The following is a 19,375-nucleotide window of genomic DNA, read 5'->3' as shown; positions in this document are numbered from 1 at the left end:
TCTACAATATGTAAAATAGTTAATGTTAGATTTGAAAAAAGCTCAATTGTGCGGAATTAGTTGGAGGAGACAGCATGGCAAAAATAAAAGCAGCAATCTTAGGTTTCGGAACAGTCGGCCAAGGGATTTATCATATCGTCAATGAAAAAAAAGAAGACTTAAAAAAATCGCTAGGTTTAGATATCGAAGTTAGTGCTATTCTAGTCAATAATTTGGCAAAAGAAAGGATAGAAACACCTGGTGTACTAGTGACAGATGACTTTGAAGATATTATCAACATTCCTGGTCTTCAAGTAGTTTTTGAAGCAATTGTCAATGAAGAGCCTGCGTATGGTTATTTATGTAGAGCAATTGATAAGGGATGCCACGTCATTACGGCTAACAAGGTTATGTTTTCTAAATATAGCATCTCACTTCATGAACGCGCGAAATCACGTGGAGTATTTATCGGTTTTGAAGCTACTACAGCTGGCGGAGTCCCGGTTATTAAAACATTAAAAAATTTACTTCAAGTAAATTCAGTGAAGAAAATACAAGGGATTTTAAATGGAACTTCGAATTATATTTTAACGCAAATGCGTTTAGACGAATGCCAATTTGACGATGCATTAAAAGAAGCACAGACACTCGGCTACGCTGAAGCAGATCCATATAACGATATCTCAGGTCAAGATGCATTCCGTAAACTAATGATTTTAAGTGCGCTTGCTTTTGGAAAACAGCCAAACTGGAATGACGTGAAAATCGTGGGAATTAATGAAATTTCCCTAGAAGATGTTAGAAAAGCAAAACAAGAAGGACTTCGCTATCGCCATGTAGCAGAAATTGAACAAGATGAAAATGGAGAGCTTTTTGCATCGGTCGGACCGCAACTAGTAGGACCAGATCATCCTTTATATGCGATAGAAGGAGTAAATAACGCTGTATCACTAGATACAAATTACATCGGAACTCTAACATTAGTTGGACCTGGAGCAGGAATGTATCCGACCGCTAGTGTGATGGTTGAGGACTACGCAGAGATTATTGGGAAACGCGCAGGATTCATGATTACGATCTAGGATAGAAAAAAGGGCTTTCCCTCATTGGGAGAAAGCCCTTTTAATTGTTTAAATATTAGTCTTCGTCTTTCACATCAATATCATCAGGAATCGGTGTATTGCGCCATTCATCAATTTGGCGTTTTAACTCTTCCACTTGTTCCAAATGTGTTTGAAACTGAGCACTATTTACGTAGTAATCCTCTCCATCGAAGATTGCACGAATCTTTTTTTCTACAATATAACGTTTTACTTGTTCAATAGGCATTGATAAATAATTCGCAGTTTCTTCTACTGTCATATACATGGCGAATGCCTCCTATCCTTATAGTATAAGATACGATGGTGACTATCTCAATATGTGCTATATTGAAAGTGAAGCAAGAATTTCGAAAGGAGTGAACAGCTTGTCTATAATTCCATACATATTCGTATTGCTTGGCGCTATTTTATGGGGAACTACTGGTACAGCCCAAACATTTTTGCCAGATAATGCCCATCCGTTTATTATTAGTGCTGGTCGTTCTGCAGTAGGGGGTTTCTCTTTACTAATCGCCATGATTCTATTAAAAAAAATTAAGTTTAAAAGTTGGCCTTGGAAAGAAACGATATATGCTGCAGCTTGTATATCTCTTTTCCAACTCTTGTTTTTTTCTTCTGTTAAATTAACAGGAGTGGCGATAGCGAGTGTTGTAGCGATTGGAAGTGCTCCTGTATTTTCAGGACTGATCGAATGGGTGTTTATGAAATTAAGGCCATCAAAAATCTGGGGCATCTCGACAGCTTTCGCGTTGTTAGGATGTATTTTCTTATTTATGAACAAAGGGGAAATAACCATTAATCCAGTTGGGGTCATGTACTCGCTTATTGCAGGTCTTGGATTTGCAATATATACGATTTCTAGTAAATCCCTTTTACAAAAAGAGGAGGCGATTCCCGTTGTGGCAATGACTTTCTCCGTTAGTGCTGTGTTATTATCCCCGTTTTGGTTTATGTATGATGTCAGCTGGCTACAAAACGCAGGAAACGTAGGAATCATTTTTTACCTAGGACTGGCAACGACGAGTATCGCATACGTGTTATATGGAAGAGGACTTCACAAAATTCCATCTTCATCCGCTTTAACATTATCTCTTGCAGAGCCGACTACCGCAGCTTTGTTAGGGGTGTTTATCGTAGGAGAAATACTAAGCGTAACTTCGTGGATCGGTATTTTGTTATTGCTTGGAAGTATTGTTGTATTAACAGTTGGAAGTAGATTATCTAAGCAAGAACTAGTTGTTTAATTACCAGTAAGTGGGCAAGGGCAACCAATTGGCTTATGAGAGCAACTAAAAGAGACTCGAAAGTAATCAAAATCCATCTTAGAGCAACCAAGTTACTCGTGAAAGCAACAAGTTCTAAAAATAGAGCGCTATTTTGCCCTAAGATAGCGCTCTTCCCGTTAAAACCCTAAAGCATTTCGAACGTCGGCCATATATGTCTGGCTGACAGGAAGCTCGGTCCCATCATGAAGCAATACTAAAAGGCTGGATGAAAAATCTCGGATGATTCGATCAATAAAAGAAATATTTACTATATAGGAGCGATGAATGCGTAAAAAAGATTCTGGAAGTCGCTGTTGTAGTTCCTTCAGCGGAATATTTGTTTTAAAAGGTTCTTTATCGGCATAAAACCATGTTTTTTTCTGAAGGCTTTCCATGTATGCAATTTTCTCGATTGGTATCGGTCGCCATTCCTCTTCTTGCTTTCCAGTTAAAAAACGATATGGAATAGGACTTACGCTTGAATGCGTAGGAGGAAGTATAACAATAAGCGCTCCTGCCTCTCCTAAAATATTTATAGGGTAACCAATTCCATAATAAGATAGGCCGAGAATCGAATCTTCTATTATTCCCTCTGTTCTACAACAACATCGCATAACCATTTCTGCAATACTTCCTTCCTGCACATCTTGCCCTTTTTGTAGCTGCAAATCCTGCTTACCTGCTGCGTAATAAATGTATTCATCTCTTAGCGCGATAGCTATAGAAGCCTCTTTTGGAATCCAATCCTCTAATAATGCGGTGTACTGCCTCAATTGCTCTTTTGATATTTCCATCCATTTCCCTCCAGTATGAATAATTCTTCGTTCATCCATCTTATTTACATTTCATCCTCTTAAAACGGTTATTTGTCTAAAAGTCTATGCAAAATTCTGAAAGTTGTTATATATTAGATTACAAGAAAGATAGCTGTTATGGAACAGTATGAAAGTAATATTTTTATAGCAGTTTCATTAAATTTAAAAATGAGAGGAAGTTGAACATGTTAACAAGACAACAACAAGTTGAACAACTACGTATGGAGTGGGACAACGAAAATAGATGGAAGGGAATTCAGCGACCATACTCTCCTGAAGAAGTGACTAAGCTTCGGGGTACATTACAAATTGAACACACATTGGCTCGAAAAGGTGCCGAGCGTTTGTGGAACTCACTTCATAAAGAAGATTTTATTAATGCACTTGGAGCACTAACAGGCAATCAAGCAGTACAGCAAGTAAAAGCGGGGCTTCAAGCAATTTACTTAAGTGGTTGGCAAGTTGCAGCAGATGCGAACCTTTCTGGACAAATGTATCCAGACCAAAGTCTTTACCCGGCAAACAGCGTACCAGCAGTTGTAAAGCGTATAAACCAGGCCTTACAACGCGCCGATCAGATTGACCAAGCAGAAGGAAGAGAAGATCATTTTGACTGGTTTGCACCAATTATTGCTGATGCAGAAGCTGGATTTGGAGGTCCATTAAACGTATTCGAGCTAATGAAAGGCATGATTGAAGCGGGTGCAGCAGGAGTTCACTTAGAAGATCAACTTGCTTCTGAAAAGAAATGTGGTCATTTAGGAGGAAAAGTACTGCTTCCCACACAAAATGCAATCCGCAATTTAATAGCAGCACGTCTAGCGGCAGATGTTTCGGGAGTACCGACTGTGTTAATCGCACGCACAGATGCAGATGCAGCAGATATGGTAACGAGTGATATCGATCCGCGAGATGCTGCATTTATTACAGGGGAAAGAACACCAGAAGGGTTTTTCCGAACAAAGCCAGGCATTGAACAGGCCATTGCTCGCGGTTTAGCGTATGCTCCTTATGCGGATCTGATTTGGTGTGAAACATCCAATCCGAGTTTGGAAGAAGCAAAACAATTTGCAGATGCTATCCATGCACAATTTCCTGGGAAATTACTTGCATACAATTGTTCACCATCCTTTAACTGGCAAGCAAATTTAGATAACGAAACAATCGCAAAATACCAAGTAGAGTTAGGCAAAATGGGATACAAGTTCCAATTTGTTACACTTGCGGGCTTCCACTCATTAAATCACAGCATGTTTGAACTGGCACATGACTATAAGACGAACGGAATGGCTGCTTATTCGAAGCTTCAGCAAGCAGAATTTGCAAACGAGCCAAAAGGTTATACTGCTACGAAGCACCAACGTGAAGTGGGCACTGGATATTTTGATGAGGTTTCACAAGTAATTTCGGGAGGAACGTCATCTACAACTGCTATGAAAGGTTCTACCGAAGTTGCACAATTTGCTTAAATGGGGGGCTATGATAAATGGAACAGACAACTGTTAAAAAGATAGAAATTGTGGGGAACGAAACAGAAGCAAGCAAAGAGATACTTACACCAGCTGCATTAGACTTTCTGGCATCGATTCATCACTTGTTTAATGAAAGAAGAAATGAGTTACTAGCAACACGACAAGAACGACAAAAGCAATTAGACAATGGTGCAAAACTAGATTTTTTATTAGAAACAAAAGATATTCGAGAAGGGGATTGGACGATTTCACCTCTTCCACAAGATCTTCAAAATAGACGTGTAGAGATCACAGGACCTGTTAATCGCAAAATGGTTATTAATGCGTTGAACTCGGGTGCGAAAACTTTCATGGCATGTTTTGAGGATGCAACTTCTCCGACTTGGGAAAACATGATAGAAGGCCAAGTAAATATGCGAGATGCTGTCAGGAAAACGATTTCTTTCAAACAAGATAATGGAAAAGAGTATAGTTTAAAGGAAGAAACAGCTGTATTAATGATTCGCCCAAGAGGCTTACATTTAAATGAAAAAAATATGTTAATAGACGGGGAACAAATAGCAGGAGCATTCTTCGATTTTGGATTATATATGTTCCATAACGCAAAGGAACTGGTGTCTCAAGGTAGTGGACCTTATTTCTATTTGCCGAAGCTAGAGAGTTATTTAGAGGCAAGACTTTGGAACGATGTGTTTATTTTTGCAGAGCAGCAGCTTGGAATTCCAAGTGGGACGATTAAAGCCACTGTTTTAATAGAAACTATTATGGCTGCCTTTGAAATGGATGAAATTTTATATGAGCTACGCGAACATTCGGCAGGACTGAATTGTGGTCGCTGGGATTATATATTTAGCTATATTAAAAGGCTACGCAATCAGCCTGAAGTGATTTTACCTGATCGTAGTCAAGTGACGATGACCTCACCATTTATGCGAGCTTACACACAGCTATGTATTCAAACATGTCATCGTAGAAATGCACCCGCTATTGGCGGTATGGCAGCCCAGATTCCGATTAAAGGGGACGAAGCAGCAAATGAAGCAGCATTTGCAAAAGTACGAGAAGACAAAAGGAGAGAAGCCATGGATGGTCATGACGGAACATGGGTCGCACATCCAGATCTTGTAGCAGTGGCATTGGGCGAATTTAATGAGCATATGCCAATTCCCAATCAGATTCATCGTAAAAGAGAAGATGTCCAAGTATTTGCCGAGCATTTATTGGAAGTCCCGCAAGGTTCGATTACAGAAGAAGGGCTTCGCCTAAACTGTAACGTGGGAGTCCAATACATTGCTTCTTGGCTGCGTGGAAATGGAGCAGTACCCATCAATCATTTGATGGAAGATGCCGCAACTGCTGAGATTTCCCGAACTCAAGTATGGCAGTGGATACGTCATCCCGAAGGCAAGCTGGAAAGTGGTCTTAATATTACAGAGGAGTTAGTCCGGGATATACTGCAAGAAGAACTTGATAAATTAAAAATTGCATTTGGAAGCGAATACTATACAAATGGTCGTTTCGATGAAGCAGCCGAATTATTTCTTTCATTGATAAGTGAACAAGATTTTGTTGAATTTCTAACATTACCTGGCTACGAAAACTTATAGGAGGTGATTTACATGAAAACAACTACTCAAGAAACAAATACGAAATATTGTCGTGAATGTGGATGTGTGATTCATGAGCAAGTAGAATCATCCCTTTATGAATGCGAACGCTGTATTGGCGCCAATGAGGATTAAGTACACAAGAAATCCCCGTCTTTTTTAAGGAAAGATGGGGATTTCTAATAATGTAACGAGCTATTTTATTTGAGCAAACTGTACAACTTTATGTTCTTTTTCTATTACATAATCGACAAGGATTTTTGTGCCTGGCTCTATATCTTTAAAGATAGATTGGGCGACTTCAGATAAATACATTACTTCAGAAATGCCATCTTCGTTTTCCACTTTAATAGAATGGGAATCCAGTTGGTCGTTATAAATTACTTCCTCTGTTTTGACAACAAGCTTTCCAGTTGATTCCTTTGCCGTATTTCCATTCCAATCGTAAGCAGTCTCTACCTTAAGGTCATCTAGTCCTTCTGCTGTCGACCATACTATTAGTGTATAGGAACCAGCTGGAACTTCCGCAAGCTCAGATTGGAGATTTAGCGGAATTTTCCACTCCTCCCCAGCTTGAAGTTTTTTCTCCACTATCCCTTGCATGAACATCTTGTTTGCAGAATAGGTGTACATAATTTCCTTGTCTTCATTTATTAGCTGAAATTCAATTTGTTGTCCGCTAGAAGTAGTCAGTACCATTTCTTCTTTTGCTTCGTTTTTGATATTAAAAGTAGCTTCCCCGTCTGCAGAAATGACTAAGTTAGTAGAAATCTTTTCCTTCGTTTTTTCCTCCCCGCAGCCTGTTAAGATAAATATGGGAATCGCAAGTAGTAAAACCCAAAAACCTCTTTTTACTTTTTTCATATAAACACCTCCTATTAACACATTAGACCAGTATTTGGATGAAAAGTTACACGACATATCATCTTTTCTTAAGAATTTCTTCATAATTCTCCTGCTGGAATGTTAAGAAATGAAGGGTACAATAAGAAACAGAAGAACGATAGGATGGAGGTAAGCGCGTGACTCATTTTACAGTATTAGTGACAGATGACGATCAAGACATTCGGGATGGCATCGAAATTTATTTGAAAAATGAAGGATACAACGTATTAAAGGCTGCTGATGGATTAGAAGCGCTTCAATTAATAGAGGAAAACGAAGTACATGTGATTGTGTTAGATATAATGATGCCAAAGATGGACGGAATTGCTGCGACATTTAAAATAAGAGAGCAAAAAAATATCCCAATCATTATGCTAAGTGCGAAGGCAGAGGACTCTGATAAAATTCACGGTCTATCTGTAGGAGCGGATGATTATGTAACAAAACCATTTCATCCGATGGAGCTTGTAGCACGAGTGAAATCACAGCTGAGACGCTACACAAAACTAGGGACGTATCAAGGTCAGCAAACGGTTATTGAAATTGATGGACTTACATTGAATCAGGAAGCAAAAGAGCTCACGGTAGAAGGAGAAATAGTAAAACTCACTCCAATTGAGTACAAAATAACGGAACTCCTTATGTTGAACGCCGGGCGAGTTTTTTCTATCAATGAAATATACGAGCGGGTTTGGCATGAACCAGCATACAACGCTGAAAACATCGTAGCCGTCCATATTCGGAAAATACGCGAAAAAATAGAAGCAGATCCGAAAAACCCGAGATATTTGAAGGTGGTGTGGGGCGTTGGCTATAAAATCGACAAGTAAACTGAATTTATTTCTGTCCATTATTGCTATTTTATGTGGGGTATCTTGTTTATTTTATTGTGTGACCAATGTAGTTTTATTAATCGAAAATAACGAAAGCTTTATGCAAATTATACGGATTATGAAAGGGGGAGCCATAGATTGAAGCATTCCATAGGAAAAAACATATTAATTAGTGTTCTTGCTGTAATCACGATGTTCTCACTATTTACGCTAATAGATGAAGGGCGAAATTTTATCGGGGCAAATTATTTTGATAGTGAAAGTTTTAATGCGGAACTAAGCAGTTTTGAATCATCCATCGTGCCATTAGTCCTCGCTGTTCCAGATAAAGAAAAGGTAAAGAAAAATATTACCGTGACACCCGATGAAATCGAAGAGTATCGCTTCCGGTATGGAAACCTGGAAAGTCAACTAGAATCTATAAAAAATCAATACGCGGGAAATGAAGAAACAACAACTACCGTGGAATCAGCAGACGATGGTACTACTACGGAAAAGACAGAGACAGAGACAGATAAGGCATTCGAAGAAGCATCAAAGTTAGAAAGAGATAAAAAGATAGCAGACATCACGAAAAATTTTACGGATGATAGCTATGTGGAAAACAAAATTCGATTGGAAAAAGAAGCACAAGTCGATGCTTATTTTAAATCAATCGAACAGGCTAAAAATGATTTCATTAATGAGAACGAAGACTTCTCCTACAGCTTGAAAAATACGGAGACGGGTGAACGTTTTACTAATGGAGAAGTTACAGCTAAGAATGCTTATAAAAAAGAGTATTCCGGTAAATATGGTTATTTAAAGAAAAGTACCATTTACGATGGGGTAGATGACTATAGTAATATGAGAGAACTAATAGATAATGGATATGCTCGATTTGAAGGGGTAGTCACTATACCTGAAGCAAGTATCTTAAGCGGATACAGAGCTTCCGAGTATAAGCATTTTTTATCAAACCAACGTAAGTTTTATGGTGTGCTTCTAGTAGGGATATTAGCAGCGATCGCATTTACAATATTGTGGAGAAAAAATAGCGAGTCGTTCCGTTATGAAACTAACGAGCAAAAGTATCGTAAGCTACCAATCGATGTAAAGCTAGCGTTGATTTTTATTAGCGGTTTTATCGCAATAATATCGTCCAAAGAAATCATTTGGTCATTCTTTTATTATGGTGGATACGATATACCTATTATTTCGTTTCTTTTTGCAGTTCTTTTTACAGCATTAACATTGTACCAATGGAAGTGGATGCGAGCAGGCTTTGGTTCAATTGACTGGAAGCGTAGCTTAATTTATAGCTGGGGAAGATCATTAGAAGGATTTTTCTTGAAGCAATCTATTGGAGTCCAAACGCTTATAATGCTAATAGTTGTGTTCTTCTGGGGATTCGGGACAATGCTGTTATTTGTACAACCAGTAGTAATAGTTGTTTGGATTCCAGCAACCTTATTGATAGGCATTCCGGTATTACTTGTTTTATTGTCTAGAATGGCCTATTTAAACCATCTTTTTGTAAAAAGCGAACAAATGGCAAAAGGCGTTATTGGAAATGAAATAGAAGTAAAAGGGAAATCACCAGTTGCAGAACATGCGGCAAGTTTGAATGGCCTTCGTGATCGTATAAAGTCTTCTCACTCCGAACAAGCAAAAAGTGAACGACTAAAAACGGAGTTAATCACCAATGTGAGTCATGACTTGCGCACGCCACTAACTTCTATCATTACGTATACCGATTTGTTGAAAAATCCAAGCATAACAGATGAAGAGCGAGCATCTTATATTGCGATTTTGGATAAAAAATCAATGCGTTTGAAAACATTAATTGAAGATCTGTTTGAAGTATCAAAAATGGCTTCTGGTAACATGGAATTAGATAAACGCAAAGTTGATTTAACTCAACTATTGCAGCAAGCAGTCGCGGAACACCAAGAAGACATCGATAAATCAGGTTTAGAATATCGAGTAGCAATTGGTACAAAACCGATTATGGCATATGTCGATGGACAAAAGTGGTGGCGAGTGCTAGATAATCTGATCATCAACACGTTGAAATATGCGTTGCCGAATACTCGTGTATATATCAATTTAGATCAAGTCAACGGAGAAGCCGTTTTCGTTATTAAAAATATAGCGAAATATGAATTAGGCGACGACGTGAATGAATTAACCGAGCGATTCAAACGAGCCGACACATCCCGTCATACGGAAGGTTCCGGTCTCGGGCTTGCAATCGCCCAATCTATCGTGGATTTACACGACGGAAGCTTACGAATGGAAGTAGACGGAGATTTGTTTAAAGTAACTGTAAAAATAGCAGTGATCTAATAGAAGCGAGAAACCCTTGCCGGGTTTCTCGCTTTTTTGCTTGGGGGAATGATTGGTAGTTGTAATTTTGGGGCGTTTAGTTGTAAAAATGGAGGGTTTAGTTGTAATTTCGGAGCATTTAGTTGTAAAAACGATGCTCTTAGTTGTAAAAGGGAATTTCATCCAGTGAATTTACGTGGTTTTTCACTGTTTCCGGTTCTCAAGAGGGTTTAGTTGTAAAAATGGAGGGTTTAGTTGTAATTTCGGAGCATTTAGTTGTAAAAACGACGCTCTTAGTTGTAAAAGGGGATTTCATCCAGTGAATTCGAGTTATTTCTTCTCTTTTTCCAGTTCCTAAGAGGGTTAGTTGTAAAAATGATGGCTTTAGTTGTAATTTCGGAGCATTTAGTTGTAAAAACGACGCTCTTAGGTGTAAAAGGGAATTTCATCCAGTGAATTCACGTGGTTTTTCACTGTTTCCGGTTCTCAAGAGCATTTAGTTGTAAAAACGACGCCCTTAGTTGTAAAAGGGAATTACATCCAGTTAAAATAACTGGAGGGGTCGCTCGTCAAAAGAAATCAAAAAAAAACGACCATTTTTATAAATGGTCGTATGTACTGGAGACGCTTGATTTTTGTAAAATATAGTATCTGGATTTGAAGTGGTTCATGGGTAGGAGATTCAGGGTTTTAAATAGGTAGCTAGCGGCATACTTGTCCTTGAGTTCGAGAAAGTAGACACATTCATGATTCGAAATATTACCTTTGACAAGGTAAAACCAGTCTTCAAGTGCTTGTTTTTGCATGAGTGATTTAGAGGTTTTGCAATTAGGACATTTATTTCGATTCTTTACTTTTATTGCACAGTTTGGACAAAAAAGACCTGTTTTAATAAGAGAGAATGCTATTGAATAGGTTTGGGCTAATGGTTTTGGAATAAAATCCTGAGAGTGGGATATTAGGTAATTCAATAATTGTTGAAACTTGATGGTAGAAATGGAGTCGGGAAGTTGATTATAATCGTTTAATTTGTTGGAAATATCGCAACCCATCACGACTTTAGTATACTGAGGGGGGAGTACAACTTGAGTTTTAGAGTATGCTAGTACAATGAGACTCCTAATAGGGATATTTATTTTGGCTACTTGTAGAAGGACTTGCAAATTTCTAACATGTCGCTTCAGTTGTTGTTCGGGACATTTAAAAGGAGTAGTGACGCCATCCACTTCACGAATCAGTTGGTCGGGATTTTTTTGGAAATATATTTTGCCACGAATATTTTTGACTTCTAAAATGGTGATATACTTTTTGGTGAGAATAAGTGTGTCGATTTGGAGATAATTATTTTCAGCAATTTGGATGTGGATATCTTTCAAAATAGCGTAATGCTTTGGGAAGCTTACTTGTCTAATAAAGTTGTCCACATAACATTCGCCATTATACCCTGCTTCGGCGGATCTAATTTTGTTTTCAATTTCGAAATAGATACTTTGGTCTTTAGGTATTCGGTGAAGCAAACGTTTGTAGACTTGAACAGTTTTAGGCAATATTCGTTGATTATCGATGTAAATTCCTCCTTTTTGATATAATACTAGGTTATATAGTATTGAAAGTATCATTTTCTTACACAAGTAGCAAGACTAGAACGGTTTAGTTGGAGAAAGGGATATCAAGATGAAAATATATATAATTGGTTCCGTTGGTAGTGGGAAAACGACGCTTGCACGGAAGGTCTCCTCCAAACTTCAAATTCCACACTTTGAAACAGACAATTTTGTATGGACAAGGCATCCAACAGGCGATAAGCGAAATGAAATAGAAGTCCGCGACCGATTGTTGCATGAAGCAATTGGACAAGACAATTGGGTTATAGAAGGGGTTCATATAGAGTGGACAGATGCGGGGTTACGGGAAGCAAATCAGGTTATCTTTCTAGACATTCCTATGCAGCAAAGAACATGGCGCATTTTAAAACGATACAGCCGCCAGCTATTGAAAATAGAGCAAGCCAATTACAAACCAACGTTTTCAATATTTCGCCAAATGTTTAAGTGGAATAAATACTTCGAGGAGCAGATGAAACCGGTGTTTCTTAGAAAGTTTACTGCTTATGAGGAAAAAGTACATTGTTTGCAATCGAATAAGCAAATAGAAGATTGGCTTCTGCAAACAAAAAGAGGATACCTTCCTTAATAGGTCATCCTCTTTTCTTGAGTTCTTCAATTTCGTCTACTAAATAATTCAACTTACTCAGTATATCGGAGAGTTGTTGGTTCTGTTCGAGCGCGTCTTGTTTTGCAATTTCAAGCGCACGGTTTGCTTCGTATAGTGTAACACCTTCTCCAATTGTATCAATAATATACCCAATTGAAAGAATAACAGAACTTATGAAACCAATAGTCAAGCCCAAGTTAGGTGGTAGCTCATCATTTGGATCTTCAGGTCTCATGTATGCTAACATCCTTTACTACGTACTTTTCATTAGCATATGACAGAACTCTTCTATAGGTTATTTTTTGGGTTTCACTAAATGATGCTCAAATGCATAAATAACTGCTTGCGTCCGATCGCTTACTTCCAGCTTCGATAATATATTACTAACATGTGTTTTAGCGGTTTTTAAAGCAATAAAAAGAGTGTCCGCTATGTCCTGATTCGCCTTACCTTCTGCCATTAATAACAACACTTCTAACTCTCGATCAGTTAAGTCATCGTGAAGAGCAATGTCGGAACCTTGACGCATGCGTTTCATCATTTTATTTGTTACTTCTGGCTCTAAAACAGCATCTCCGCTTAATGTTTTACGAATAGATTCCGCGATATGGGAGGCCTTAGATGTTTTCAATAAATAACTGATTGCCCCTGCTTCAAGAGCGGGATATACTTTATCATCGTCTATAAAGCTCGTCACAATCATGACTTTTGCTTCTGGCCATTTTTGAACAATCTCACGGGTTGCCTCTGCACCGTTCATGATGGGCATTACCATATCCATTAAAATAACGTCTGGTTTATGCTTCAATGCTAATTCAACCGCTTCTTGACCATTCGCCGCTTCTGCAACTACATCCATATCGGGTTGGGCCTGTAAGTAAGCAGAAACTCCAATTCGCACCATTTCATGATCATCCGCTAATAATATTCGAATCATTTTCTAGCTCCCTTCCTTGTAATGTACCTAGAGGTATTTCACTTTTCTCAATTGGTAACTTCACTTCTACAATAGTACCTTGAGATGGAACCGAAACTACCTTGCAGGTCGCACCGATTTCGACTGCTCGTTCTTTTACATTATCCAAGCCGTAAGAGCCGGTTTTGGCATCTTTTACTTCAAAGCCAACCCCATTATCCTGCACTCGGAAAATAGCAAGATCATCACGTTCTACGAATAATATATCTACCTCTGTAGCTTTTGCATGTCTCAATGTATTGGACAAAGTTTCCTGTGCAATTCGGAATAAGTGATCTTCCGCACCTTTTGGCAAGGGTACTTCTTCTAATCGATAACGTATTGTAAAAAATACTTTTTGTTGCAACTCCATTAATAATTCTTCCATCCCTTGCTTGAGCGTTTTGTCATGTAAAGCAGCGGGACGAAGGTGAAGTAGTAACGCACGCATCTCAAGCTGAGCTTGCTGTACTATTTTTTCGGTTTGCATTAATGTTTTTGGGGCCTCGCCGTTTTGCGCTTCCTCTATTTCGACCATCGTAGAAAGAAGCATAGATGCTGCAAAAAGTTGCTGAGAAACCGAGTCGTGGAGTTCTCTTGCCAGACGTTGCCTTTCTTGTACGATTCGTTCTTGAATAAGCTTATCTTGTGCTTCCGCTTTTTCGTTGGTGATGCGCTGAAGCGTTTTTCGTTGTGTCATAATGAGTTGCTCTAATTGATTGGTTGTAACATGTAATCGTTTGGAATAAGACTGTTTTTTCTTACTCGGTACAAACGATTCTGCTTCTAATAATGGTCGTAGGTTTTTTTCTATTTTCTTTTCTTGATCACGTACTTTATGGAGTGTATTTAAAGAAAAACTAAAGCTCATGAATGCTAATATAATAATGATCCAGGCGCCAAAAGGAACTTGTGCATAAGTATTTTCTAGCAACGACCACCATGCGGGATCATTTGGCCAACCCCAGATTGTATATAAAAGGAGGGTAGCCAGTGCCAATAAAATGATAAAAATAGAGAATCCTTGCCCCAATAATATCTTCATTTACGAATCACCTCGATATCCCCAATCCATGTGGATACAGTGATCACTAACTCTGACGCATACGTCACTTCATCCAAGTAGCCATCCTTTAATATGACCGATTGATTCCATAAACGTTGACATCCACGCCCAAGAATATTTGCTTCTCCTATAATTGTCGCGTAATGAAGTCTTACTGGAATTTCATACGGCACATAAATTACTACTTTTCCGAGAGATTGACGAATGGAAATAAAGGAAGTGCCCTTTGGCAGCACGGTTTCCGTCACATCAATGACATGCTCCCCGTAAAAGCCTTGTACATGAACGTCTTGCCATTCATATGCTTGAAAAGGTGTCGTTTGTGATGAAAACAGTTTATTTTGAATAACACTATTGGGTGTTTCTTTATACACCGTATCGAAAGGACGAATAACCTGTCGGATGGGCTCGTTTTTCCAAAGTTTAAAAAGGATATAAATCATGATTCCAATTAATAGGAGACGCAAGCTCCACATAGAAAAAACGGCTATGAGTAGGAATATTAAACCCGACCAAAATAAAATGCGGGATTGCTTTCGTAAGCTAAAATACATCATCCCGATGCCAAGAAGGACTAATACAATGCTGCCATTTCCAAAAACTGTAGCCTCGATAAACATAAGAAAAACAAAACATATAAGTATAAAGGCAAGCTTGTTCGTTTGGTTTTCCTTCATAAAGTATCCCTCCTTCTTCGTATCAAGATGTAAAGAGGGAGAAGACAGGCGTCTTCTCCTCTTCTATCTATAGTTTACACAATTTCAGCTTTAGGTTGTGCATTTTTTTCTAACATTTCTAAACGTTGCTCCATAGATGTGATTTCATGTTCTTTTTCAATTTTTTGTCCTAGACGCTCAATGTAGTGTTCCATTTCCTGAAAGGTGCCAAAGTTTTTTTCTTTTTGTTCAGGTTGAAGGACACGATCCATTTGATAATGAGCACGCGTTACATTCTCTTTGCCCATTAATTGCAATTGACGAACTTTCATGTCTTTAATTTTATGTTTCATTTCTTCGTATTTACGTTCTAAACCGAATAATTCTTCTGTAGTTTGAAGAATACTTTTTTGTAAAACAGCAGTTCTTTCGTTGTATGCATTCACTTCAGCTTGTGCGAAAGCCATTAAATCTTCTTCTCCGCTAGCAGTTGCAAGTTCTACTTGATGCTGGCGTTTTTCAACCATTTTAGTCGTTTCTTCCAATTCTTTCTCTAGTTCTTGCTTCAATTGCCCTTGACGTTCTAACCATTTACCGGTTTGCTCCGTTTGCTTCTCAGCCTCACGAATGTATTGGTTTAACATTGCGATTGGATTTTTTTCTTCTTTTTTATCAAATACCTTGTGTAAATCCGCCTCTATTGAATATTTAAATCGTTTCCATAATGATGTCATATTGTTTTCCTCCTTATTTTGAAAGTTCATTCCATTGTTTTTCGAAATTAACAAAAGGGTCATCTGACTTTACTACTGGTGCTGAAAAGCTGATCGATTCGTTATTCCATTTTTTAACTACATACCAGACACCTACGATTGCTAAGATTCCGAAGAAACCAGGTACGTTAACAACTCCGGATATTAATCCTAGAATACCTACGCTTGCCCAAAAGATTTTCAAAAATGTAGATTCGCTTTTTAGGTAGAAGTGCATTCCAGCAAATACGATTAACGCGGAAACTCCTAATCCTATTAGGGAACCTAAGTTTGCAAGTGCAACGATTCCTGCAATAATACCAAGTACTAATAAACCAAATTTTTTCATGTGAGTGTTCCTCCTCTCGTTTGTAGTTATAGCTTATCAATTCCATTAGCTTATACAAACGGGCTTGAACACGATTTCTGTCTCGGTCTTGAGGCTTAGGAGCGCTAAGTTAAATCTGCTATACTAATGAAAAATACATAAATTGGAGAGAGAGAAATGAAGAAAATCTTAGCCATTACTCTAGCGATTATTGCTTATACTGCTATTGTATTTTATTTTGGATGGTGTGTAGTCACATGGTTGGATGCTTTTGTTCCAGTAAATAGGTGGGTTTTCGTCGTCGTTTGGGGGTTAATTGGATATGCATTGGTCATTGCAAGAATCGATCATCGATTTCGGCTATTTCATATTGTAGGCTCCTACTGGATGATTATTATGCAGTATGGAATTATTCTTTTCCCGATAGCAACGATTATGACGTGGTTTTTCCCGTCTCAGCTAAAGTGGATTGGGTTGATTGTTTTGTTTTTATTTATAGTAAGTATTGTCATTGGATCATACAATGCCTTTACGCCTGTCGTTCGAGAGCTATCCATTAGAATGCCGAAAAAGGAGTCAAAACTTGAGTCGTTAAAAGTAGTAGTTGCTTCCGATTTCCATCTTGGTTTACTATCCAATAAGGCACATTTACAACGATTTGTGAAAAAATCAAATGCACTGCAACCAGACATCGTATTATTAGTAGGTGATTTAGTCGATGATGATCCGATTTGGTTTGTGAAAAAAGGGATGTCCGAGGTGATGAAACAGCTCACTTCTACGTATGGTAAATATGGAGTGCTTGGCAACCATGAATACTATGGAAAGAAAATTCCTTTATTAGTAGAAGAAATGGAGGCATCTAATGTACACATGTTATTAGATGAAACTATTTTAGTGGCAGATTCGTTTTATTTAACTGGTAGAGAAGACTTGACGAATAAGGATAGGAAACAGCTTTCGGAGTTGGCTCCACCAAAACAGAACTTTCCTTGGTTTGTGATGGATCATACTCCTTCGAATTTAGTGATTCCAGAAAAGGAAGGGGTCGATTTTCATGTGTCTGGTCATACACACCGCGGGCAAATGTGGCCGAACCACCTTTTTACTCGCAAACTATTTGAACTGGATTATGGCTATAAGAAAAAGGGAAGCTTGCACGCAATAGTATCATCTGGTTTTGGTTTTTGGGGTCCACCGATTCGTTTAGGAAGTCAATCGGAACTTTGGTCAGTAAACATTAAGCTAGAGAATGGGGAAGTATAATGGAGGCATGGATTACAGACTGGATGAACCAGTTTGGATATCTTGGTGTATTTTTGTTGATATTGGTTGAAAATATTTTCCCGCCTATTCCATCAGAAGTTATATTAACGTTGGGTGGTTTTATGACGACCACAACTTTGATGACCAAGTTTGGTATAATTGTTGCATCGACTTTAGGGTCGGTTATTGGTGCTGCAATTTTATATTGGATCGGTTCATTATTAGATGTGAAACGTTTAGAGAAAATTGTCCAAAAGTATGGAAAGTTTTTACGATTGTCGATCAAAGATATCCACAAAGCTAATGCTTGGTTTGAAAAGTATGGTGTCTGGGCAGTGTTTTTCGGGAGATTAGTACCGCTCGTAAGAAGCTTAATATCCATTCCAGCTGGGATGTCGAAGATGAAGTTTTGGCTATTCCTTTGGTTCACTTTTCTAGGAACATTAATATGGAATACAGTATTGGTTTCAGTAGGAGCAGCTGTCGGAGAGAATTGGGATGAAATTGTCGGTTATATGGATATTTACTCGAATATCGTGTATGTTATTTTAGCAATAATCGGCGTTGCATTTATTGTTTGGTATTTAAAAAAACGTGACTAAGGAGATCTTATGGAATTTCTAGAATTAGTAAGAGCATTAATATTAGGTTTTGTTGAAGGGATGACAGAGTTTGCGCCTGTATCATCTACGGGACATATGATCATTGTGGATGATATGTGGTTAAAAACGGAGGAATTTTTGGGGATGTATTCCGCCAATACATTTAAAATTGTTGTTCAATTAGGCTCTATTTTAGCCGTAGTAGTTGTCATGTGGAAACGATTATTTAGTTTAGTCGGTTTATACAAACTAGATAATGAGCAATCAAGCAAACAGTTCAACCTGTTACATGTTATTGTTGGGATGCTTCCTGCTGTGATTTTAGGATTCGCTCTTAAAGACTTTATTGATGATAACTTATTTGGTGTAAAAACAGTTATATATAGCCTTGTAGCGGGTTCTATTCTAATGATTATTGCAGATAGATTTGGACCGAAAAAACCTTCAGTTGTTTCACTCGACCAAATTACATATGCAAAAGCTTTTAAAGTAGGTTTAGTTCAATGTTTATCATTATGGCCAGGTTTCTCTCGCTCAGGTGCAACGATTTCTGGTGGAGTATTATTCGGGATGAGTCATAAAACGGCCGCAGATTTCACGTTCATCATGGCGGTACCTATTATGGCTGGAGCAAGTCTAGTATCTGTTTTGAAAAATTGGGAACATATTAATATGGATGATATGGGCTTTTATGCTGTAGGTTTTATAAGTGCATTCATATTTGCACTAGTATCTATTAAATTCTTCTTAAAACTAGTTTCTCGTATTAAATTAGTCCCATTTGCAATATATAGACTCGTTTTAGCAGCAGTATTAGCGATCATTGTATTTACATGATAAATGTAGACAGACATGAAGACATGTCTGTCTAATTTTTTTGAAAAGTACAGTTAGTAGAGATATACTTTTTTCCTATGTACAGGTTTAAACACAATATGTTAGGCTATATAAGTAAAGAAAGCACAATATATAGTATGTGAACGATGATTTGGTACCTTTATGGTTTAAAAGGGAATTCGGTGAAATGCCGAAGCTGTCCCCGCAACTGTAAGTGTGGACGACTGTTGAAAAGACCACTGCGAGCAATCGCGGGAAGGACAACAGAAGAGTGAAGCACGAGCCAGTAGACCTGCCTCTTTGTCGTACGAAGCAACACTTTCTTCGGGGGTTGAGAGGTGGAGGCGAAGGACTCTCTTAATCATTTCGATGGATTTGTCCTATTGTTTCCTACTTTTACATTTTGAGCGATGACTCAGCCGAAGAGGCTTGA

General features: G+C 38.2%; 21 protein-coding genes and 1 riboswitch. Of the genes, 11 read left to right on the top strand and 10 right to left on the bottom strand.

The features are described 5' to 3' along the window. Nucleotides 1-74 precede the first annotated feature (74 nt). A complete protein-coding gene (locus FS486_RS06445) occupies nt 75-1,061 on the top strand; it encodes a homoserine dehydrogenase (RefSeq protein WP_144510495.1) in 987 nt (328 codons plus the stop codon). Between the two features lie 55 nt (nt 1,062-1,116). Here FS486_RS06445 and FS486_RS06440 read toward each other — a convergent pair whose 3' ends face one another. Further along, complete coding sequence (locus FS486_RS06440) at nt 1,117-1,347, bottom strand: excisionase family DNA-binding protein (RefSeq protein WP_144510494.1); 231 nt, start codon at nt 1,345-1,347, stop codon at nt 1,117-1,119. Nucleotides 1,348-1,447: 100 nt separating this feature from the next. Between FS486_RS06440 and FS486_RS06435 the strand changes: the two genes are divergently transcribed. Beyond that, nucleotides 1,448-2,326: a DMT family transporter gene (locus tag FS486_RS06435; protein ID WP_144510493.1), complete on the top strand. Its 879-nt coding sequence runs from the start codon at nt 1,448-1,450 to the stop codon at nt 2,324-2,326. A 158-nt stretch (nt 2,327-2,484) separates the two neighbouring features. Here FS486_RS06435 and FS486_RS06430 read toward each other — a convergent pair whose 3' ends face one another. Then, nucleotides 2,485-3,141, bottom strand: a complete 657-nt coding sequence (locus tag FS486_RS06430; protein WP_144510492.1) for a LytR/AlgR family response regulator transcription factor — start codon at nt 3,139-3,141, stop codon at nt 2,485-2,487. Nucleotides 3,142-3,347: 206 nt separating this feature from the next. Between FS486_RS06430 and aceA the strand changes: the two genes are divergently transcribed. The 3 genes from aceA to FS486_RS20285 are packed head-to-tail and all read left to right on the top strand — an operon-like array spanning nt 3,348 to nt 6,376. Beyond that, complete coding sequence (aceA, locus tag FS486_RS06425) at nt 3,348-4,631, top strand: isocitrate lyase (RefSeq protein WP_144510491.1); 1,284 nt, start codon at nt 3,348-3,350, stop codon at nt 4,629-4,631. A 17-nt stretch (nt 4,632-4,648) separates the two neighbouring features. Continuing rightward, nucleotides 4,649-6,241 (top strand): malate synthase A, encoded by a 1,593-nt coding sequence (aceB, locus tag FS486_RS06420; protein ID WP_144510490.1) that lies wholly within the window; start codon nt 4,649-4,651, stop codon nt 6,239-6,241. A gap of 12 nt (nt 6,242-6,253) precedes the next feature. Then, on the top strand, nt 6,254-6,376 hold the full coding sequence (locus tag FS486_RS20285) for a YhfH family protein (RefSeq protein ID WP_222122579.1): 123 nt from the start codon (nt 6,254-6,256) through the stop codon (nt 6,374-6,376). Between the two features lie 60 nt (nt 6,377-6,436). On the opposite strand, the gene FS486_RS06415 is transcribed toward FS486_RS20285, so the two are convergent. Beyond that, the gene (locus FS486_RS06415) at nt 6,437-7,105 is read right to left on the bottom strand and encodes a BsuPI-related putative proteinase inhibitor (RefSeq protein ID WP_186321379.1); all 669 of its coding nucleotides are present in this window, start codon (nt 7,103-7,105) and stop codon (nt 6,437-6,439) included. A gap of 158 nt (nt 7,106-7,263) precedes the next feature. On the opposite strand from FS486_RS06415, the gene FS486_RS06410 reads away from it, so the two are divergent. Continuing rightward, nucleotides 7,264-7,956 carry a response regulator transcription factor gene (locus tag FS486_RS06410; RefSeq protein ID WP_144510488.1) on the top strand — a complete coding sequence of 231 codons (693 nt, stop codon included), beginning with the start codon at nt 7,264-7,266 and terminating at the stop codon, nt 7,954-7,956. A gap of 141 nt (nt 7,957-8,097) precedes the next feature. After that, nucleotides 8,098-10,287 carry a histidine kinase dimerization/phospho-acceptor domain-containing protein gene (locus FS486_RS06405; protein ID WP_144510487.1) on the top strand — a complete coding sequence of 730 codons (2,190 nt, stop codon included), beginning with the start codon at nt 8,098-8,100 and terminating at the stop codon, nt 10,285-10,287. Nucleotides 10,288-10,865: 578 nt separating this feature from the next. On the opposite strand, the gene FS486_RS06400 is transcribed toward FS486_RS06405, so the two are convergent. Beyond that, nucleotides 10,866-11,885, bottom strand: a complete 1,020-nt coding sequence (locus tag FS486_RS06400; protein ID WP_144510486.1) for a nuclease-related domain-containing protein — start codon at nt 11,883-11,885, stop codon at nt 10,866-10,868. Between the two features lie 55 nt (nt 11,886-11,940). Between FS486_RS06400 and FS486_RS06395 the strand changes: the two genes are divergently transcribed. Further along, complete coding sequence (locus FS486_RS06395; RefSeq protein ID WP_144510485.1) at nt 11,941-12,459, top strand: AAA family ATPase; 519 nt, start codon at nt 11,941-11,943, stop codon at nt 12,457-12,459. A 4-nt stretch (nt 12,460-12,463) separates the two neighbouring features. Here FS486_RS06395 and FS486_RS06390 read toward each other — a convergent pair whose 3' ends face one another. From FS486_RS06390 to FS486_RS06365, 6 genes are all read right to left on the bottom strand, one after another. Then, entirely contained in the window at nt 12,464-12,715 is a 252-nt protein-coding gene (locus tag FS486_RS06390) for a hypothetical protein (RefSeq protein WP_144510484.1), read from the bottom strand. Between the two features lie 60 nt (nt 12,716-12,775). Next, nucleotides 12,776-13,417, bottom strand: a complete 642-nt coding sequence (locus FS486_RS06385; protein WP_144510483.1) for a response regulator transcription factor — start codon at nt 13,415-13,417, stop codon at nt 12,776-12,778. Beyond that, nucleotides 13,392-14,480 (bottom strand): sensor histidine kinase, encoded by a 1,089-nt coding sequence (locus FS486_RS06380; protein ID WP_144510482.1) that lies wholly within the window; start codon nt 14,478-14,480, stop codon nt 13,392-13,394. The genes FS486_RS06385 and FS486_RS06380 overlap by 26 nt, the downstream gene beginning before the upstream one ends. Next, entirely contained in the window at nt 14,477-15,178 is a 702-nt protein-coding gene (gene liaF, locus FS486_RS06375) for a cell wall-active antibiotics response protein LiaF (RefSeq protein ID WP_144510481.1), read from the bottom strand. The genes FS486_RS06380 and liaF overlap by 4 nt, the downstream gene beginning before the upstream one ends. 74 nt (nt 15,179-15,252) lie before the next feature. Then, entirely contained in the window at nt 15,253-15,891 is a 639-nt protein-coding gene (locus tag FS486_RS06370; protein WP_144510480.1) for a PspA/IM30 family protein, read from the bottom strand. Nucleotides 15,892-15,904: 13 nt separating this feature from the next. Then, a complete protein-coding gene (locus tag FS486_RS06365; protein WP_144510479.1) occupies nt 15,905-16,258 on the bottom strand; it encodes a lmo0954 family membrane protein in 354 nt (117 codons plus the stop codon). Between the two features lie 156 nt (nt 16,259-16,414). Here FS486_RS06365 and FS486_RS06360 point away from each other — a divergent pair, with 156 nt between their 5' ends. From FS486_RS06360 to FS486_RS06350, 3 genes are read left to right on the top strand one after another with little or no spacing between them, the layout of a single operon-like run. Then, nucleotides 16,415-17,503 (top strand): metallophosphoesterase, encoded by a 1,089-nt coding sequence (locus FS486_RS06360; protein ID WP_144510478.1) that lies wholly within the window; start codon nt 16,415-16,417, stop codon nt 17,501-17,503. After that, nucleotides 17,503-18,105 (top strand): DedA family protein, encoded by a 603-nt coding sequence (locus tag FS486_RS06355; protein WP_144510477.1) that lies wholly within the window; start codon nt 17,503-17,505, stop codon nt 18,103-18,105. Before FS486_RS06360 ends, FS486_RS06355 begins: the two co-directional genes overlap by 1 nt. Before the next feature lie 9 nt (nt 18,106-18,114). After that, on the top strand, nt 18,115-18,942 hold the full coding sequence (locus FS486_RS06350) for an undecaprenyl-diphosphate phosphatase (RefSeq protein ID WP_144510476.1): 828 nt from the start codon (nt 18,115-18,117) through the stop codon (nt 18,940-18,942). Nucleotides 18,943-19,077: 135 nt separating this feature from the next. Further along, nucleotides 19,078-19,256, top strand: a riboswitch (cobalamin riboswitch). Nucleotides 19,257-19,375: the final 119 nt, after the last annotated feature.

It is taken from the genome of Bacillus sp. FJAT-22090 (genome assembly GCF_007676755.1).
Lineage (GTDB): Bacteria > Bacillota > Bacilli > Bacillales_A > Planococcaceae > Psychrobacillus.
Note: the sequence above shows the minus strand (reverse complement) of the source record. Positions and strands in the feature narration are given on the sequence as shown.

What these genes read in the sequence shown, in the direction of transcription:
- FS486_RS06445 (WP_144510495.1), top strand. Translation starts at nt 75, where the DNA reads ATGGCAAAAATAAAAGCAGCAATCTTAGGTTTCGGAACAGTCGGCCAA.
- FS486_RS06440 (WP_144510494.1), bottom strand. Translation starts at nt 1,347, where the DNA reads ATGTATATGACAGTAGAAGAAACTGCGAATTATTTATCAATGCCTATT.
- FS486_RS06430 (WP_144510492.1), bottom strand. Translation starts at nt 3,141, where the DNA reads ATGGAAATATCAAAAGAGCAATTGAGGCAGTACACCGCATTATTAGAG.
- aceA (WP_144510491.1), top strand. Translation starts at nt 3,348, where the DNA reads ATGTTAACAAGACAACAACAAGTTGAACAACTACGTATGGAGTGGGAC.
- aceB (WP_144510490.1), top strand. Translation starts at nt 4,649, where the DNA reads ATGGAACAGACAACTGTTAAAAAGATAGAAATTGTGGGGAACGAAACA.
- FS486_RS20285 (WP_222122579.1), top strand. Translation starts at nt 6,254, where the DNA reads ATGAAAACAACTACTCAAGAAACAAATACGAAATATTGTCGTGAATGT.
- FS486_RS06415 (WP_186321379.1), bottom strand. Translation starts at nt 7,105, where the DNA reads ATGAAAAAAGTAAAAAGAGGTTTTTGGGTTTTACTACTTGCGATTCCC.
- FS486_RS06400 (WP_144510486.1), bottom strand. Translation starts at nt 11,885, where the DNA reads ATGATACTTTCAATACTATATAACCTAGTATTATATCAAAAAGGAGGA.
- FS486_RS06395 (WP_144510485.1), top strand. Translation starts at nt 11,941, where the DNA reads ATGAAAATATATATAATTGGTTCCGTTGGTAGTGGGAAAACGACGCTT.
- FS486_RS06390 (WP_144510484.1), bottom strand. Translation starts at nt 12,715, where the DNA reads ATGAGACCTGAAGATCCAAATGATGAGCTACCACCTAACTTGGGCTTG.
- FS486_RS06385 (WP_144510483.1), bottom strand. Translation starts at nt 13,417, where the DNA reads ATGATTCGAATATTATTAGCGGATGATCATGAAATGGTGCGAATTGGA.
- FS486_RS06380 (WP_144510482.1), bottom strand. Translation starts at nt 14,480, where the DNA reads ATGAAGATATTATTGGGGCAAGGATTCTCTATTTTTATCATTTTATTG.
- liaF (WP_144510481.1), bottom strand. Translation starts at nt 15,178, where the DNA reads ATGAAGGAAAACCAAACGAACAAGCTTGCCTTTATACTTATATGTTTT.
- FS486_RS06370 (WP_144510480.1), bottom strand. Translation starts at nt 15,891, where the DNA reads ATGACATCATTATGGAAACGATTTAAATATTCAATAGAGGCGGATTTA.
- FS486_RS06365 (WP_144510479.1), bottom strand. Translation starts at nt 16,258, where the DNA reads ATGAAAAAATTTGGTTTATTAGTACTTGGTATTATTGCAGGAATCGTT.
- FS486_RS06360 (WP_144510478.1), top strand. Translation starts at nt 16,415, where the DNA reads ATGAAGAAAATCTTAGCCATTACTCTAGCGATTATTGCTTATACTGCT.
- FS486_RS06355 (WP_144510477.1), top strand. Translation starts at nt 17,503, where the DNA reads ATGGAGGCATGGATTACAGACTGGATGAACCAGTTTGGATATCTTGGT.
- FS486_RS06350 (WP_144510476.1), top strand. Translation starts at nt 18,115, where the DNA reads ATGGAATTTCTAGAATTAGTAAGAGCATTAATATTAGGTTTTGTTGAA.